The following is a 16,447-nucleotide window of genomic DNA, read 5'->3' on the forward strand; positions in this document are numbered from 1 at the left end:
GTCGGGCGATTGACTGGAAATACTGTGATGCCACGGTGATGTCGGTTCACGAGCCGCTGCCCGACCACCGGTTTTGCACAGCTTGACGATGTGCGTTGAGGTCGCGCCAGCGCCGCCAAGGCTGGCCGGGCGGCACAGCTCGGCCGATCGGATGAAAAAACCGGCTAAATGAACAGCCCCTACCATTCGGACGGCCTTCGGGTGAAAAGCGAACCCGCTATAATTCGGCCCATACATTTCTCAGATAGGTTCGTGCGCAGTCCTGCGCGCGGAATCCACCATGCTTTTTCCCACAGAATTTGACGTCATCGTCGTCGGCGGCGGGCACGCCGGCACGGAGGCCGCGTTGGCATCGGCCCGTATGGGTGCGAAGACGCTGCTGCTGACCCATAACATCGAAACGCTCGGGCAGATGAGCTGCAATCCGTCGATCGGCGGTATTGGCAAGGGCCATCTGGTCAAGGAAGTCGATGCGCTCGGCGGCGCGATGGCCGCTGCGACGGACGAGAGCGGTATTCAGTTCCGGATCCTGAATTCGTCGAAAGGCCCGGCCGTGCGCGCGACGCGTGCGCAGGCCGACCGTATCCTGTACAAGGCTGCGATCCGCCATCGGCTCGAGAACCAGCCGAACCTGTGGCTGTTCCAGCAGGCCGTCGACGATCTGATGGTCGAAGGCGACCGCGTGGTGGGCGCCGTCACGCAGATCGGCATTCGCTTCCGCGCACGCGCGGTGGTGCTGACCGCGGGTACCTTCCTCGACGGCAAGATCCACGTCGGCCTGAACAATTACACGGGCGGTCGCGCGGGCGATCCGGCGGCCGTGTCGCTGTCGGCGCGTCTGAAGGAGCTGAAGCTGCCGCAGGGCCGCCTGAAGACCGGTACGCCGCCGCGTATCGACGGCCGCTCGATCGATTTTTCGAAGCTGGACGAGCAGCCGGGCGACCTCGATCCGATCCCGGTGTTCTCGTTCCTGGGCCGTGCGGAGCAACATCCGCAGCAGCTGCCGTGCTGGGTCACGCATACGAACGAGCGCACGCACGACATCATTCGCGGCGGCCTCGACCGGTCGCCCATGTATACAGGCGTGATCGAAGGTGTCGGCCCGCGTTACTGCCCGTCGATCGAGGACAAGATCCACCGGTTCGCGTCGAAGGAATCGCACCAGATCTTCCTCGAGCCGGAAGGGCTGACGACCAACGAGTTCTATCCGAACGGGATTTCGACGAGCCTGCCGTTCGACGTGCAGCTCGAACTCGTGCACTCGATGCGCGGCCTCGAGAATGCGCACATCCTGCGCCCCGGCTATGCGATCGAATACGACTACTTCGACCCGCGCGCGCTGAAGGCATCGCTCGAGACGAAGGCGATCAACGGGCTGTTCTTTGCGGGCCAGATCAACGGCACGACGGGCTATGAAGAGGCGGCCGCTCAAGGCCTGCTGGCCGGTCTGAACGCAGGCCGTTACGTGCAGGAGAAGGACGCATGGTGCCCGCGTCGCGACCAGGCGTACCTTGGCGTGCTGGTCGATGACCTCGTCACGCGTGGCGTGGCGGAGCCGTACCGGATGTTCACGAGCCGTGCCGAGTATCGTTTGAGCCTGCGTGAAGACAATGCGGACATGCGCCTGACCGAGATCGGCCGCGAGCTGGGCCTGGTCGACGACGTGCGCTGGGATGCGTTCAGCCGGAAGCGCGACGCTGTTTCACGTGAAACCGAACGACTGAAGTCGACATGGGTCACGCCCAAGACGCTGCCGCCGGAAGAGGCGACCGCGCTGCTCGGCAAGGCGATCGATCACGAGTACAGCCTCGCCGAACTGCTGCGTCGCCCGGGTATCAGCTACGACGGCGTGTGCGGCCTGAAGGGCGGCGAATGCGGTCCGGCGGAGCCGTTGGCCGACGATCCGGTGCTGCTCGAGCAGATCAAGGAGCAGGTCGAGATCGGTATCAAATATCAGGGCTATATCGAACGCCAGGCGAGCGAGATCGAGCGCAATGATGCGAACGAGAACACGCGCCTGCCGGACGGTATCGACTATCGCGAGGTGCGCGGCCTGTCGTTCGAAGTGAGCCAGAAGCTCAACGAGTTCCGGCCGGAAACGATCGGCCAGGCATCGCGGATCTCGGGCGTCACGCCGGCTGCGATCTCGCTGCTGATGGTGCACCTGAAGCGCCGTGGCCTCGGCCGTCGTAATGGCACTGCCGCAGAGGCGACCGAGCAGGGGGACGGCACCGTCCCGACGCAACAATGACGGCGCGTCGCGCGCCGGCGGTTAATCGGGACGTACTTGAACAAATGCTCGTCGACGGCACGGCTGCGCTCGACATCGCATTGACGGATACACAACGCAACCAGCTGCTCGATTACGTTGCGCTGCTCGGCAAGTGGAACGCGGTCTACAACCTGACCGCGATCCGCGACCCGAAGCAGATGCTGATCCAGCACATTCTTGATTCACTCTCCATCGTTCCGCATCTGCGCGACCGTGCATCGGCGCGCGTGCTCGACGTGGGTTCGGGCGGCGGGTTGCCCGGTATCGTGCTGGCGATCGTCCGGCCGGACTGGCAAGTGACGCTGAACGATATCGTGCAGAAGAAGTCTGCATTCCAGACGCAGATGCGTGCGGAGCTGAAGCTCGCGAACCTGTCGGTCGTCACCGGGCGGGTCGAATCGCTGCAGCCGGGTGTCGAAGTGCCGGAAAAATTCGACATGATCGTATCCCGCGCCTTCGCGGATCTATCCGACTTCGTTAAACTTGCTCGACATCTCGTCGCGCCCGGCGGATCGATCTGGGCAATGAAGGGTGTCCACCCGGACGACGAAATTGCACGGCTGCCGGAAGGCAGTCGCGTAAAGCAGACGATGCGGCTGGCGGTACCGATGCTCGATGCCGAACGGCATCTGATCGAGGTCACCGTCGACGAGGCGAATTGAAGGCGCGCGGTAGCGCGCTGTTTGTTTGAAGGTAAAGGGAACACACCAACGATGGCAAAGATCTTCTGCGTTGCGAACCAGAAGGGGGGCGTCGGCAAGACGACGACATCGGTCAATCTCGCCGCAAGCCTTGCAGCGCAGGAGCAACGAGTCCTGCTGATCGATCTCGACCCGCAGGGCAACGCGACGATGGGCAGCGGGATCGACAAGGCCGCCTGCGAGTCGACCGTGTACGAAGTGCTGGTTGACGGCGTCTCGGTGACGGACGCGCGCGTGCGTCCGGAGGGCGTCACGTACGACGTGCTGCCGGCCAACCGCGAGCTGTCGGGTGCCGAGATCGAACTGATCAGCATCGACAACCGCGAGCGTCGGTTGAAGGCCGCGCTCGAGCATGTGGCCGACGACTACGACTTCGTGCTGATCGATTGCCCGCCGACGCTGTCGCTGCTGACGCTGAACGGGCTGTGCGCGGCGCATGGCGTCGTGATCCCGATGCAGTGCGAGTACTTCGCGCTGGAAGGGTTGTCGGATCTCGTCAACACGATCAAGCAGGTCCACGCGAACATGAACCGCGACCTGAAGATCATCGGCTTGTTGCGCGTGATGTTCGATCCGCGCATCACGCTGCAGCAGCAAGTCTCCGATCAACTGAAAGCGCACTTCGGCGACAAGGTGTTCGACGCGGTGATTCCGCGCAACGTGCGCCTCGCGGAAGCGCCGAGTTACGGGTTGCCGGGCGTCGTGTTCGACCGCAATTCGCGCGGTGCGCAGGCGTATCTCCAGTTCGGTGCCGAGATGATCGATCGCGTGCGCGCGTTCGAGGTGTCGTGATCCGGACATGAGCGAAGCGAGGAAGAAAGACATGAACGCGGTACCAAAGAAGAAGGGCTTGGGACGTGGCCTCGAAGCGCTGCTCGGCGGCAGTGCGGACATCACCGAAGCGGTGAAGATCGAGGGGGCACCGAACACGCTCGCGCTCGGCAAGCTGCAGGCCGGCAAGTACCAGCCGCGGACGCGGATGGACGAAGGCAGCCTGCAGGAGCTGGCGGCCAGCATTCGCGCGCAAGGCGTGATGCAGCCGATCCTGGTACGGCCCATTTCGTCTGACAAATACGAGATCATCGCAGGCGAGCGGCGTTTCCGCGCGGCACGCCTGGCTGGCCTCGACGAAGTGCCGGTGCTCGTGAAGGACGTGTCCGATCAGGCCGCCGCGGCGATGGCGCTGATCGAGAACATCCAGCGCGAGGACCTGAACCCGCTGGAAGAGGCGCACGGTATCCAGCGTCTGCTCGACGAGTTCGGTTTCACGCACGAACAGGCGGCCGAATCGGTCGGCCGTTCGCGCAGCGCGGTATCGAACCTGCTGCGCCTGCTGAACCTCGCTTCGCCGGTGCAGACGATGCTGCTGGCCGGCGATCTCGACATGGGGCACGCGCGCGCGCTGCTCGCGGTCGACGCCGCGACGCAGATCACGCTCGCGCATCAGGTCGTCAACAAGCGCATGTCGGTGCGCGAGACCGAGAAGCTGGTCGCGCACACGACGAAGGAAGCGCCGGCGGTGAAGGCGCGCGCGAAGGATGACGGCGGCCGCGACACGCGCCGTCTCGAGGAAGAGTTGTCCGACCTGCTCGCGTCGACGGTGAAGATCAAGCTCGGCCGCCGCGGGCGAGGGCAGGTGCTGATCGACTTCGGCAACCTCGACGCGCTCGAGGGCATTCTCGCGCGCCTTCGCGGCAACGTCGCGACGGAAGAGTAACGAGGTGCGATTGACGGAGAACATGGGCGCGGCAGCGCCGCGCCGATGGCTCGGATGGCTGATGCAGGAGCCGGTGCTGGCGGTACTGGCGCTTGCACTGATTATTCTTCAATGGTTGCGTCCGCAACCAATTGCCGCATTGGCCGGTCTCGTCGACTGGCAGACCGTCGCGACGCTCGCGGGTCTGCTGATGCTGACCAAGGCGCTCGAGCTGTCCGGGTGCCTGATGTGGCTCGCGCATCGCATCGTGCATCACGTGCATTCCGAGCGCGGGCTGGCGATGCTGCTCGTCGTGTTCGCGGCGGCGCTCGCGATGTGGCTCACCAACGATGTCGCGCTGTTCGTCGTCGTGCCGCTGATGGTGTCGCTGCGCATGCTGACGCCGCTGCCTTTCCGGCGGCTCGTGATCGTGGTCGCGCTGGCCGTCAATGCGGGGTCCGTCGCGACACCGCTCGGCAATCCCCAGAACCTGTTCCTGTGGCAATTGAGCGGCGTGTCGTTCGGCCGCTTCGTCGTCACGCTCGGGCCGCTCGCGCTGGCGCTGATGGGGCTGCTGCTCGTGCTGACGGCGTGTGCGTTTCGCGCGAAGCCGCTCGATCTGTCGGGAGACGTCCAGGCCGTCCCCGTCCAGCGCCTGCATGCGTTGCTCGCGGCGGTGCTGTTCGGTGCGTTCGTGCTGCTCGCCGATGCTCACCATCCCGTGCCGGGCCTGATTGCCGTCGTGATCGCGCTGCTGGTGGCGAGACGTGATGCAGTCCTGAAGATCGACTGGCTGCTGCTGCTGATCTTCGTGCTGATGTTCGTCGTGCTGCGCAGCGCGGCCGCGCTGCCCGTCGTCCACGACGCGATCGCGCGGACTCACCTCGATTCGCCGCTGCGCGTGTTCGCGGCAGGCGCGGTGCTGTCACAGGGCATCAGCAACGTGCCGGCAGCGATCCTGCTGTCGGAATTCACGCACGACTGGCGGGCGCTCGCGTTCGGCGTATCGGTCGGCGGCTTCGGTTTCGCGATCGGTTCGCTCGCGAACCTGATCGCGGTGCGTCTCGCGAAGGAGCCGCGCATGTGGCTGCCGTTTCACCTCGTGTCGATCCCGTTCGCGCTCGTGAGCGCGGCCTTGGGTGCGTGGTTGCTCGTGCGCGGTTAAGCGATGCGGCCGCCTGCGGTGCAGGCGTGCTGCAAGCTTGGCGGGGTGGGGCACAGCATTCGCAGTGGGTGAGAAGCCGGGGCTGTTGATAAGTGCGGCGATCCACAGTCGATCGACTGTGGTGGCACAACAACTGATTGCAGGCATCGACGCGCTCGCGTGCGAGCGTATTTCGCGCATCGCGCTCGTCGCGGTGGTCACAGTATTTCCTCTCCTTCGCATCGCTGCGCCCGATCATTTTCCGTGATCGCGTCACAGCGGAATTCCTGCTGCAAACGCGTCGCGCCGGTGTCGCCCGCACCAGGCGTCGATGCCACGTCATTGCCTCGTCGCCGGACTTTTTCGGGCAAGAAATACCGGTGCAAAAAAGCGACCTTACAACTGTCATCGTACGTCGTGGATTCGCGCGTTTTTCACATGATGAGGCGTCGTTTTACGCAGGTTTTTGTCGCGTCTAAAGCCTTGAATCACTTGCAACTATCGCTTACAATCGCCCGGATTTGTTAGCTAGGCACCCCTGAAAGCTTTCGGAAAGCAGGGGCCGGGTTCAAGGATTTTGCGGAAGATTGCGATGGCGGGTCAGGCGCCGAACGACAGGCACGATGATCACCGAGCGCAACGCACCGCTTCAGCGGCCGGCGAGCGGCGCGAGTCCGATGACGACGACTGGGATGCCGAGCAGCAAGATAACAACATCGTTCCGCTCACGCGGACGGAAGCCGAGAGGTTGTTCGGTCCGGACGTGAGCAAGCCGTCGCGCGTGACCCCCTACAAGGTGGTGATCGCGCAGGTGGTCTTGTCCCTGGTTGCAACGCTGGCGTGGTGGCTGTTTTCAAAGTCGCCGGGCGCCGCTGCGCAATCCGCGTTTCTGGGCGGGGCGATCGGCTGGGTGCCAAGCGCGTTGTTCGTGGCACGACTGAAGGCAGGTGGCTCGGCCACCGTGATGAGCTGGGTGATGGGCGAAGCCCTGAAGCTCGGCGTGACGATCGGGATGTTCGCCGCAGTGGCATACGGCTACGCCGGCGTGCACTGGCCGGCACTCCTCGTCACCTACCTCGTCGTGCTGAAGACGTACTGGATCGCGCTGGCCTGGCGGTAAGCAACAAGCAGCGTGCGGTTTCGACAACGAACCGCACCGGCCCGTTCCCGCAATCGCGGCAATAGCGTATTGCGGAACGGGGCAAAACGATTTTCGACAATTTGGGTGGCATTAACGATATGGCAGCTAGCGAAGGCACGCGCGGTCCGGATCCGTCCGAGTACATTGCGCACCACTTGCAGAATTTCTCCACCTCGCATCAGACGTCGATTTTCGACATCCACGTCTGGAACCTCGACACGCTGTTCTGGTCGATCGTGTGCGGCATCGTGACGATCCTCCTGCTGCGTCTGGCCGCCCGCAAGGCGACGTCGGGCGTGCCGGGCCGTTTCCAGTGCGCAATCGAGATGCTCGTCGAAATGGTCGAGGATCAATCGAAGGCCATCGTCCACGGCAACCGCACCTTCATCGCTCCGCTCGCCCTCACGGTGTTCGTGTGGGTCGCGCTGATGAACTCCCTCGACTTCCTCCCCGTCGACCTGCCGGGCCGCGTGATCGGCCTGCTCGGTCTGTCGGACGTGATTTCCCACCATCGCATCGTCCCGACGGCCGACCTGAACGGCACGCTCGGCATCGCGCTCGGCGTGTTCGTCCTGATGATCTACTACAGCATCAAGATCAAGGGCGCGGGCGGCTTTGTGCATGAGCTGCTGTCGGCCCCGTTCGGTGCCCACCCGCTGCTGTGGATCCCTAACCTCGCGCTCAACATCGTCGAATATCTCGCGAAGACCGTCTCCCTCGGCATGCGGCTGTTCGGCAACATGTACGCGGGTGAGCTGTTGTTCCTGTTGATCGCCCTGCTCGGCAGCATGTGGAGCTTCGGTGGCGACGCAACGTTCCTCGGCTTCGTTGGTCACGTGATCGCGGGTAGCGTCTGGGCAATCTTCCACATCCTGATTGTTCTGTTGCAGGCATTCATCTTCATGATGCTGACGCTGGTGTATCTCGGCCAAGCGCACGACAAGCACTAAGCGCGGCGTGCAAAAAAGAGTTTCCGTTTTAGTTTTTTAAATCTCAGTTCCAAGTCTTTTCACAAAGGAGTGATCATGCAAGCTTACATCGCCAACATCCAGGGTCTGACCGCCATCGGTATCGGCATCATCATCGGCCTGGGTGCAATCGGCGCCTGTATCGGTATCGCGCTGATGGGTGGCAAGTACATCGAAGCCTGCGCACGTCAGCCGGAACTCATCAACCCGCTGCAAACGAAGATGTTCCTGCTGGCCGGCCTGATCGACGCTGCATTCCTGATCGGCGTTGGTGTCGCAATGCTGTTCGCGTTCGCGAACCCGCTCCTGTCGAAGCTCGTCGCAGGCTAAGGTTCCTCGGAAATATGCGACCGGCGTGAGCCGGCGCAGGGCGGAACGGAGACTTGGGGCGCTGATCGAATGCAACTCGATGAGCGCCTTACCGTTTCATTTTTCCGGAATAGCAGATAAGGAAACACCGTGAATCTCAACGCAACTCTGTTTGCGCAAATGGTCGTGTTCCTGGTCCTCGCGTGGTTCACGATGAAATTCGTGTGGCCGCCGTTGATCAACGCCCTCGACGAACGTTCGAAGAAGATCGCCGACGGCCTCGCAGCCGCGGAGAAGGGCAAGGCGGAACTCGACGCAGCGCACAAGCGCGTGGACCAGGAACTCGCGCAGGCCCGCAACGACGGCCAGCAGCGCATCGCCGACGCTGAAAAGCGTGCGCAGGCGGTCGCCGAGGAAATCAAGGCCAACGCCCAGGCTGAAGCCGCCCGCATCGTCGCCCAGGCGAAAGCGGAAGCAGAACAGCAAATCGTGAAGGCGCGCGAAGCGCTGCGTGGCGAAGTCGCCGCGCTGGCCGTGAAGGGCGCCGAGCAGATCCTGAAGCGCGAAGTCGATCAAACGGCCCACGCCCAACTGCTGAATCAACTGAAAGCCGAGCTCTGATCATGGCCGAACTTGCAACCATCGCCCGCCCTTACGCAGAAGCGCTGTTCCGCGTGGCCGAGGGAGGTGACATCGCCGCCTGGTCCACGCTCGTGCAAGAGCTGGCCCAGGTTGCGCGTCTGCCGGAAGTGCTGTCGGTCGCGTCGAGCCCGAAGGTGACGCGCACGCAAGTAGCCGAGTTGCTGCTTGCTGCGGTGAAGTCGCCGGTCGCGGCCGGCGCCGAAGCGAAGAACTTCGTGCAGATGCTGGTCGACAATCATCGCATCGCGCTGCTGCCGGAAATCGCCGAGCAGTTCGAGGCGCTCAAGAACGAACGTGAAGGTGCAGCCGACGCCGAGATCGTGAGCGCGTTCCCGCTGAACGGCGCGGATCTCGAAAGCCTCGTCTCTGGCCTCGAACGCAAGTTCAAGCGCAAGCTGAAGCCGACGGTCGAAGTCGATTCGTCGCTGATCGGCGGCGTGCGCGTGACGGTCGGCGACGAAGTGCTCGACACCTCGGTTCGCGCGCGCCTCGCATCGATGCAGGCTGCCTTGACCGCCTGAGCGCCACGCCGGCACGCAACAGAATTGACTATCAGGAGCGAATAATGCAACTCAATCCCTCTGAGATCAGCGAGCTGATCAAGAGCCGGATCCAGGGCCTTGAAGCGAGCGCAGACGTTCGCAACCAGGGCACCGTGATCTCCGTGACCGACGGTATCGTGCGTATCCACGGCCTGTCGGACGTGATGCAGGGCGAAATGCTCGAGTTTCCGGGCAACACGTTCGGCCTCGCGCTGAACCTCGAGCGCGACTCGGTCGGCGCGGTGATTCTCGGCGAATACGAACACATCTCGGAAGGCGACATCGTCAAGACGACGGGCCGCATTCTCGAAGTCCCGGTTGGTCCGGAACTCGTCGGCCGCGTGGTCGATGCGCTCGGCAACCCGATCGACGGCAAGGGCCCGGTCAACGCGAAGCTGACCGACGCGATCGAAAAGATCGCCCCGGGCGTGATCTGGCGTAAGTCGGTGTCGCAGCCGGTGCAGACGGGCATCAAGTCGATCGACGCGATGGTGCCGATCGGCCGTGGCCAGCGTGAGCTGATCATCGGCGACCGTCAGTGCGGCAAGACCGCGGTGGCGCTCGACGCGATCATCAACCAGAAGGGCAAGGACCTGATCTGTATCTACGTCGCGATCGGCCAGAAGGCTTCGTCGATCATGAACGTGGTTCGCAAGCTCGAAGAAACGGGCGCGATGGAATACACGATCGTCGTCGCCGCTTCGGCTTCGGATTCGGCAGCGATGCAGTACCTCGCGCCGTACGCCGGCTGCACGATGGGCGAATACTTCCGCGACCGCGGCCAAGACGCGCTGATCATCTATGACGACTTGACCAAGCAGGCTTGGGCATACCGTCAGATCTCGCTGCTGCTGCGCCGCCCGCCGGGCCGTGAAGCATACCCGGGCGACGTGTTCTATCTGCACTCGCGTCTGCTCGAGCGTGCTGCTCGCGTGTCGGAAGAGTACGTCGAGAAGTTCACGAACGGTGAAGTGAAGGGCAAGAGCGGTTCGCTGACGGCACTGCCGGTCATCGAAACGCAGGCTGGCGACGTGACCGCGTTCGTTCCGACGAACGTGATCTCGATTACCGACGGCCAGATCTTCCTGGAAACCGACCTGTTCAACGCAGGCATCCGCCCGGCAATCAACGCCGGCGTGTCGGTGTCGCGCGTCGGTGGCGCCGCTCAGACGAAGGTCGTGAAGAAGCTGTCGGGCGGTATCCGTACCGACCTCGCGCAGTACCGTGAACTGGCCGCATTCGCGCAGTTCGCATCGGACCTCGACGAAGCGACCCGCAAGCAGCTCGAGCGCGGCCGCCGCGTGACGGAACTGCTGAAGCAGCCGCAGTACCAGCCGCTGCAGGTCTGGGAACTGGCCGTGTCGCTGTACGCCGCGAACAACGGCTACCTCGACGATCTCGACGTCAAGCAAGTGCTGTCGTTCGAGAAGGGCCTGCGCGACAACCTGAAGACCAGCCACGCTGACCTCATCAAGCGCATCGAAGACACCAAGGATCTCTCGAAGGACGACGAAGGCGCACTGCGCTCGGCGATCGAATCCTTCAAGAAGTCCGGTGCCTATTGATCCGCGAGTGACACACTGAGGCCGCGCGGGTGCTGATGCGCCCGCGCCGCTTCGGTCAAGGAGCAAGCTATGGCTGGAATGAAGGAAATTCGCGGCAAGATCAAGAGCGTGCAGAACACGCGCAAGATCACGAAGGCGATGGAGATGGTGGCTGCATCGAAGATGCGTCGCGCGCAGGAACGCATGCGCGCCGCTCGTCCGTATGCAGACAAGGTCCGTGCCATCGCCGCGCACATGAGCCGTGCGAACCCGGAGTACCGCCACCCGTTCATGGTGGCAAACGACGGCGCGCAGACGGCCGGCATCATCCTCGTCACGACGGACAAGGGTCTTTGCGGCGGTCTGAACACCAACGTGCTGCGTGCGACGGTGCAGAAGTTCAAGGAGCTGGAAGAGAAGGGCCAGAAGGTCGAAGCCACCGCGATCGGCGGCAAGGGCCTCGGGTTCCTGAACCGCTTCGGCGCGAAGGTGATGTCGCAGGTCGTGCACCTCGGCGACACCCCGCATCTGGACAAGCTGATCGGCGCCGTGAAGACGCAGCTCGATCTGTACTCGGAAGGCAAGCTGTCGGCGGTCTATATCGCTTACACGCGCTTCGTCAACACGATGAAGCAGGAAGCCGTGATCGAGCAGCTGTTGCCGCTGTCGTCGGAACACTTCGAAGCCGATGACGGTACGCCGGCCACGTCGTGGGACTACATCTACGAGCCGGACGCGCAGGCAGTCGTCGACGAACTGCTCGTGCGTTACGTCGAGGCGCTGGTGTACCAGGCCGTCGCGGAGAACATGGCGTCCGAGCAATCGGCGCGGATGGTCGCGATGAAGGCCGCGTCCGACAACGCGAAGACGGTGATCAGCGAACTGCAGCTCGTGTACAACAAGAGCCGCCAGGCCGCGATTACGAAAGAACTGTCGGAGATCGTCGGCGGCGCAGCCGCTGTTTAAGCGCGCGCCACGGACGACAACTGCGCCTTTGCGCGAGTAAAGAATCAGGTATTTAAAGGAAAAGCGATGAGTACTGCTGCTTTGGTAGAAGGCAAGATCGTACAGTGCATCGGCGCCGTTATCGACGTGGAATTCCCGCGCGACAGCATGCCGAAGATCTACGACGCGCTCATTCTCGATGGCTCGGAACTGACGCTCGAAGTCCAGCAGCAGCTGGGCGACGGCGTGGTCCGTACCATCTGTCTGGGTGCATCCGACGGCCTGCGCCGCGGCCTGACCGTGAAGAACACGAGCAAGCCGATTTCGGTTCCGGTCGGCAAGCCGACCCTCGGTCGTATCATGGACGTGCTCGGCCGTCCGATTGACGAAGCCGGCCCGATCGAAAGCGAAACGACGCGTTCGATCCACCAGAAGGCTCCGGCGTTCGACGAACTGTCGCCGTCGACCGAACTGCTCGAAACGGGTATCAAGGTCATCGACCTGATCTGCCCGTTCGCAAAGGGCGGCAAGGTTGGCCTGTTCGGTGGTGCTGGCGTGGGCAAGACCGTCAACATGATGGAGCTCATCAACAACATCGCGAAGGAACACGGCGGTTACTCCGTGTTCGCGGGCGTGGGCGAGCGTACCCGTGAAGGGAACGACTTCTACCACGAAATGAAGGACTCGAACGTTCTCGACAAGGTCGCGCTGGTGTACGGCCAGATGAACGAGCCGCCGGGCAACCGTCTGCGCGTCGCGCTGACCGGCCTGACGATGGCCGAGCACTTCCGTGACGAAGGCCTCGACGTGCTGTTCTTCGTCGACAACATCTACCGTTTCACGCTGGCCGGTACCGAAGTGTCGGCACTGCTCGGCCGTATGCCGTCGGCAGTGGGCTATCAGCCGACGCTGGCTGAAGAAATGGGCAAGCTGCAAGAGCGCATCACGTCGACCAAGAAGGGCTCGATTACGTCGGTCCAGGCCGTGTACGTCCCTGCGGACGACTTGACCGACCCGTCGCCGGCAACCACCTTCGGCCACCTGGACGCAACCGTCGTTCTGTCGCGTGACATCGCTTCGCTGGGTATCTACCCGGCGGTCGACCCGCTCGACTCGACGTCGCGCCAGATCGACCCGAACGTGATCGGTGAAGAGCACTACTCGATCACCCGTCGCGTTCAGCAGACGCTGCAGCGCTACAAGGAACTGCGCGACATCATCGCGATTCTGGGCATGGACGAACTGTCGCCGGAAGACAAGCTGTCGGTCGCACGTGCGCGTAAGATCCAGCGTTTCCTGTCGCAGCCGTTCCACGTCGCTGAAGTGTTCACGGGCTCGCCGGGCAAGTACGTGCCGCTGAAGGAAACGATCCGTGGCTTCAAGATGATCGTCGACGGCGAGTGCGACCACCTGCCGGAACAGGCGTTCTACATGGTCGGCACGATCGACGAAGCCTTCGAAAAGGCCAAGAAGATCTCGTAAGGGCCAGGCGTAACGCAGCGGGCGCCGGTACGTTCGTGAGGGATACCGTGATGGTATCCGTTCGCGGACAGGCGCCCACGCAATACGCTCAACCCGCCGTGCATGGGATCGGAGTAAGCGCTCGAGTGCTCGCTTCGATCGACAGGAGTCGATATGGCAACCATCAAAGTAGACGTCGTCAGCGCGGAAGAGCAGATCTTCTCGGGCGAGGCGAAATTCGTCGCGCTGCCGGGCGAAACGGGTGAGCTGGGCATTCTGCCGGGCCACACGCCGCTCATCACCCGGATTCGTCCGGGTGCGGTGCGCATCGAAGTCGAGGGCGGCAACGACGAATTCGTGTTCGTCGCAGGCGGCATTCTCGAAGTGCAGCCGGGCGCCGTGACGGTGCTCGCCGATACCGCGATCCGCGGCAAGGACCTCGACGCGGCGAAAGCCGAGGAAGCGCGCAAGCGTGCCGAGGAAACGCTGCAGAACGCGAAGTCGGACCTCGACCTCGCAAAGGCGCAATCCGAGCTCGCGACCGCGATGGCGCAGCTCGAAGCGATCCAGCGTCTGGCGAAGATCCGCAGCCGGCACTGAGCCGCGCGCGCGTATCCCGCGAAAGAAAGCAGCCTTCGGGCTGCTTTTTTTTCGCCCGTCGTTTTCGTCTGTTTTTTTGCGGGCCGGATCGTATCGTCCGGTCGTGCTATTTCATCCGGCCACCGCGATTTGATGTCAGAGTGTCGTCAGCAGAGCGCGGCATCATCCGGCAGAGGCAGTCCGCCGCGATCGTGGCGGAGCAGGCAGGCGCGCGAGCCGCGCGCCGGGCCGATCAGACAAAAACGGACGGAGACATCGATGGCAGCAGACCTTGGCAAGGGGGCGCTGATCGCGCCCGAAAACGGACTGTCGTACGTGCGCGGCGCGACCGACGTGCCGCTATCCGAAGCGACGATCAGCCGGTTCCTGCTCGACACGGCCGGCCGCTTTCCCGATCGTCCGGCCGTCGTGTTCCGCGAACAGCAGGTGCGCTGGACCTGGCGCGAATTCGCACACGAGGTCGACGTGCTCGCGGCGGGCCTCGCCGCGCTCGGGATCGTGAAGGGCGACTGCGTCGGCATCTGGTCGCCGAACCGCAGCGAATGGCTGCTCACGCAGTTCGCGACCGCGCGCATCGGCGCGGTGCTCGTCAACATCAATCCGGCCTACCGGCTCGCGGAACTCGAATACGCGCTGAACAAGGTGGGCTGCAAGGCCGTGATCGCGGCCGAGCGCTTCAAGACGTCCGCGTACGTCGAGATGCTGCAGACCATCGCGCCGGAGCTCGCGAGCGCGACGCCGGGCGACCTGCATGCGGCGCGCGTGCCGAGCCTGCGAACGATCGTTTCGATGGGCGAGGCGGCGCCGGCCGGCATGTTCCGCTTCGCGGACGTGATGGCGCGCGGCCGCGACACGCTCGATGTCGCGCGGCTCGACGCGATCGGCGCGACGCTCGTGGCCACCGAGCCGATCAACATCCAGTTCACGAGCGGCACGACCGGCAGCCCGAAGGGCGCGACGCTCACGCACCGCAACGTCGTCAACAACGCACGCTCGATCGCGGCGGCGATGCGTTTCACCGAGCAGGACTCGCTGTGCATCCCGGTGCCGCTGTATCACTGCTTCGGGATGGTGCTGGCCGTGCTCGCGTGCGTGTCGAAGGGCGCGGCGATGGTATTCCCCGGCGAGGCGTTCGATCCGGTCGCGACGCTCGCGGCCGTGGCCGACGAACGCTGTACCGCGCTGCACGGCGTGCCGACGATGTTCATCGCGGAACTCGATCATCCGGACTTCGCGAAGTTCGACCTGTCGACGCTGCGCACCGGCATCATGGCCGGCTCGCCGTGCCCGATCGAGACGATGAAGCGCGTCGTGTCGCAGATGCATTTGCGCGAGATCACGATCGCGTACGGGATGACGGAGACGAGCCCCGTGTCGTTCCAGAGCTCGACCGACGATCCGCTCGAGAAGCGCACGACGACGGTCGGGCGCATCCAGCCGCACCTGGAGGTGAAGATCGTCGATCCGAACGGCGAGATCGTGCCGGTCGGCGCGACGGGCGAGCTGTGCACGAAGGGCTATTCGGTGATGCTCGGCTATTGGGACGACGACGCGAAGACGCGCGAGGTGCTGGTCGACGGCTGGATGCATACGGGCGACCTGGCGACGCTCGACGCGGACGGCTATTGCAATATCGTCGGTCGGCTGAAGGACATGGTGATCCGCGGTGGCGAGAACGTGTATCCGCGCGAGATCGAGGAATTTCTGTTCAGGCATCCGAAGATTCAGAGCGCGCAGGTGTTCGGCGTGCCGGATCCGAAATACGGCGAGGAGCTGTGCGCGTGGATCGTGCTGCGCGCGGACGAGCAGATGACCGAGGACGACGTGCGCGCGTTCTGCAACGGCCAGATCGCACACTACAAGATTCCGCGCTACATCCGCTTCGTCGACGAGCTGCCGATGACGGTGACGGGCAAGGTGCAGAAGTTCGTGATGCGCGACCGGATGATCGAGGAACTGAAGCTGGACGTGCAGAAGACCGCGTGAGAGGCCGGTTGGCCGGCGGCAGGAAAAAACGCGGCGGCCTGCGGGCCGTTGCGTTTTCGATGGACGAAAAAAAGCGGGCTTATTAGCCCGCTAAAAACCACACGCTACGGGGTTAGCGCGAGGAGACCAAAGATGAAACCGGATCCGGCGGGGGGCCGGAAACGACTCCAACAGGGATGCCCCTCGGAAGGGCTTCGGTACGTGACCGACTGGCTCGCAGCGCTTCGCGTCCGCTCACACTTGGCACACGAGACCGCATCCGTGTTGAAACCGTTGAGGCCATTGTGGGCGAATTGCTCACCCCTCGCGGTAACAAAGTGTTTCAGGTTGTAACGCCCGCCAGATAAGGCTTTCCGGGATTTTTTGCTGTTTTCGGGGTCCTGAAAAAGGTCATATTTACCCATCTTTTCCGCAGAGTTTTCAGCGGTTGCACATAATGCGTTTTTCATGCGTATCGGCATCGGTGAATGGCCGATTTACACGCCCGAATGTGCAT

Annotated in this window: 16 protein-coding genes; all 16 read left to right on the forward strand. The window is 63.3% G+C overall.

What is annotated here, in order from left to right; all coding sequences use genetic code 11:
- The first annotated feature begins 280 nt into the window (after nt 1-280).
- The 16 genes from mnmG to U4012_RS24655 all read left to right on the forward strand — a co-directional run bounded on the left by mnmG (nt 281) and on the right by U4012_RS24655 (nt 15,951).
- Nucleotides 281-2,251, forward strand: a complete 1,971-nt coding sequence (gene mnmG, locus U4012_RS24580) for a tRNA uridine-5-carboxymethylaminomethyl(34) synthesis enzyme MnmG (protein WP_044845232.1) — start codon at nt 281-283, stop codon at nt 2,249-2,251.
- Nucleotides 2,248-2,934: a 16S rRNA (guanine(527)-N(7))-methyltransferase RsmG gene (gene rsmG, locus U4012_RS24585; protein ID WP_124486820.1), complete on the forward strand. Its 687-nt coding sequence runs from the start codon at nt 2,248-2,250 to the stop codon at nt 2,932-2,934. The genes mnmG and rsmG overlap by 4 nt, the downstream gene beginning before the upstream one ends.
- A 51-nt stretch (nt 2,935-2,985) precedes the next feature.
- The gene (locus U4012_RS24590) at nt 2,986-3,765 is read left to right on the forward strand and encodes a ParA family protein (protein ID WP_044845234.1); all 780 of its coding nucleotides are present in this window, start codon (nt 2,986-2,988) and stop codon (nt 3,763-3,765) included.
- 31 nt (nt 3,766-3,796) lie between these two features.
- Entirely contained in the window at nt 3,797-4,690 is an 894-nt protein-coding gene (locus tag U4012_RS24595; RefSeq protein WP_006482728.1) for a ParB/RepB/Spo0J family partition protein, read from the forward strand.
- A gap of 22 nt (nt 4,691-4,712) precedes the next feature.
- The gene (locus U4012_RS24600) at nt 4,713-5,834 is read left to right on the forward strand and encodes an SLC13 family permease (RefSeq protein ID WP_321802081.1); all 1,122 of its coding nucleotides are present in this window, start codon (nt 4,713-4,715) and stop codon (nt 5,832-5,834) included.
- A gap of 121 nt (nt 5,835-5,955) precedes the next feature.
- Nucleotides 5,956-6,081, forward strand: coding sequence for a hypothetical protein (locus U4012_RS24605; protein WP_321802035.1), 126 nt, complete (start codon nt 5,956-5,958; stop codon nt 6,079-6,081).
- Between the two features lie 324 nt (nt 6,082-6,405).
- Nucleotides 6,406-6,933 (forward strand): ATP synthase subunit I, encoded by a 528-nt coding sequence (locus U4012_RS24610; RefSeq protein WP_044845236.1) that lies wholly within the window; start codon nt 6,406-6,408, stop codon nt 6,931-6,933.
- Between the two features lie 119 nt (nt 6,934-7,052).
- Nucleotides 7,053-7,904: a F0F1 ATP synthase subunit A gene (gene atpB, locus U4012_RS24615; RefSeq protein ID WP_039351439.1), complete on the forward strand. Its 852-nt coding sequence runs from the start codon at nt 7,053-7,055 to the stop codon at nt 7,902-7,904.
- Between the two features lie 75 nt (nt 7,905-7,979).
- On the forward strand, nt 7,980-8,252 hold the full coding sequence (gene atpE, locus U4012_RS24620; RefSeq protein WP_021160442.1) for a F0F1 ATP synthase subunit C: 273 nt from the start codon (nt 7,980-7,982) through the stop codon (nt 8,250-8,252).
- A 129-nt stretch (nt 8,253-8,381) separates the two neighbouring features.
- Nucleotides 8,382-8,852 (forward strand): F0F1 ATP synthase subunit B, encoded by a 471-nt coding sequence (locus tag U4012_RS24625; protein WP_006477283.1) that lies wholly within the window; start codon nt 8,382-8,384, stop codon nt 8,850-8,852.
- 2 nt (nt 8,853-8,854) lie between these two features.
- On the forward strand, nt 8,855-9,394 hold the full coding sequence (locus tag U4012_RS24630; RefSeq protein ID WP_014895498.1) for a F0F1 ATP synthase subunit delta: 540 nt from the start codon (nt 8,855-8,857) through the stop codon (nt 9,392-9,394).
- 44 nt (nt 9,395-9,438) lie between these two features.
- Nucleotides 9,439-10,980: a F0F1 ATP synthase subunit alpha gene (gene atpA / locus U4012_RS24635; protein ID WP_014895499.1), complete on the forward strand. Its 1,542-nt coding sequence runs from the start codon at nt 9,439-9,441 to the stop codon at nt 10,978-10,980.
- 69 nt (nt 10,981-11,049) lie between these two features.
- Nucleotides 11,050-11,925 (forward strand): F0F1 ATP synthase subunit gamma, encoded by an 876-nt coding sequence (gene atpG, locus U4012_RS24640; protein ID WP_034209645.1) that lies wholly within the window; start codon nt 11,050-11,052, stop codon nt 11,923-11,925.
- Nucleotides 11,926-11,991: 66 nt separating this feature from the next.
- Entirely contained in the window at nt 11,992-13,386 is a 1,395-nt protein-coding gene (atpD, locus tag U4012_RS24645) for a F0F1 ATP synthase subunit beta (RefSeq protein ID WP_321802036.1), read from the forward strand.
- A 153-nt stretch (nt 13,387-13,539) separates the two neighbouring features.
- On the forward strand, nt 13,540-13,965 hold the full coding sequence (locus U4012_RS24650; protein ID WP_006477288.1) for a F0F1 ATP synthase subunit epsilon: 426 nt from the start codon (nt 13,540-13,542) through the stop codon (nt 13,963-13,965).
- 258 nt (nt 13,966-14,223) lie between these two features.
- Entirely contained in the window at nt 14,224-15,951 is a 1,728-nt protein-coding gene (locus U4012_RS24655; RefSeq protein ID WP_321802037.1) for an AMP-binding protein, read from the forward strand.
- Nucleotides 15,952-16,447 lie beyond the last annotated feature (496 nt).

This window comes from Burkholderia sp. BCC1988, from assembly GCF_905339895.1.
Classification (GTDB): domain Bacteria; phylum Pseudomonadota; class Gammaproteobacteria; order Burkholderiales; family Burkholderiaceae; genus Burkholderia.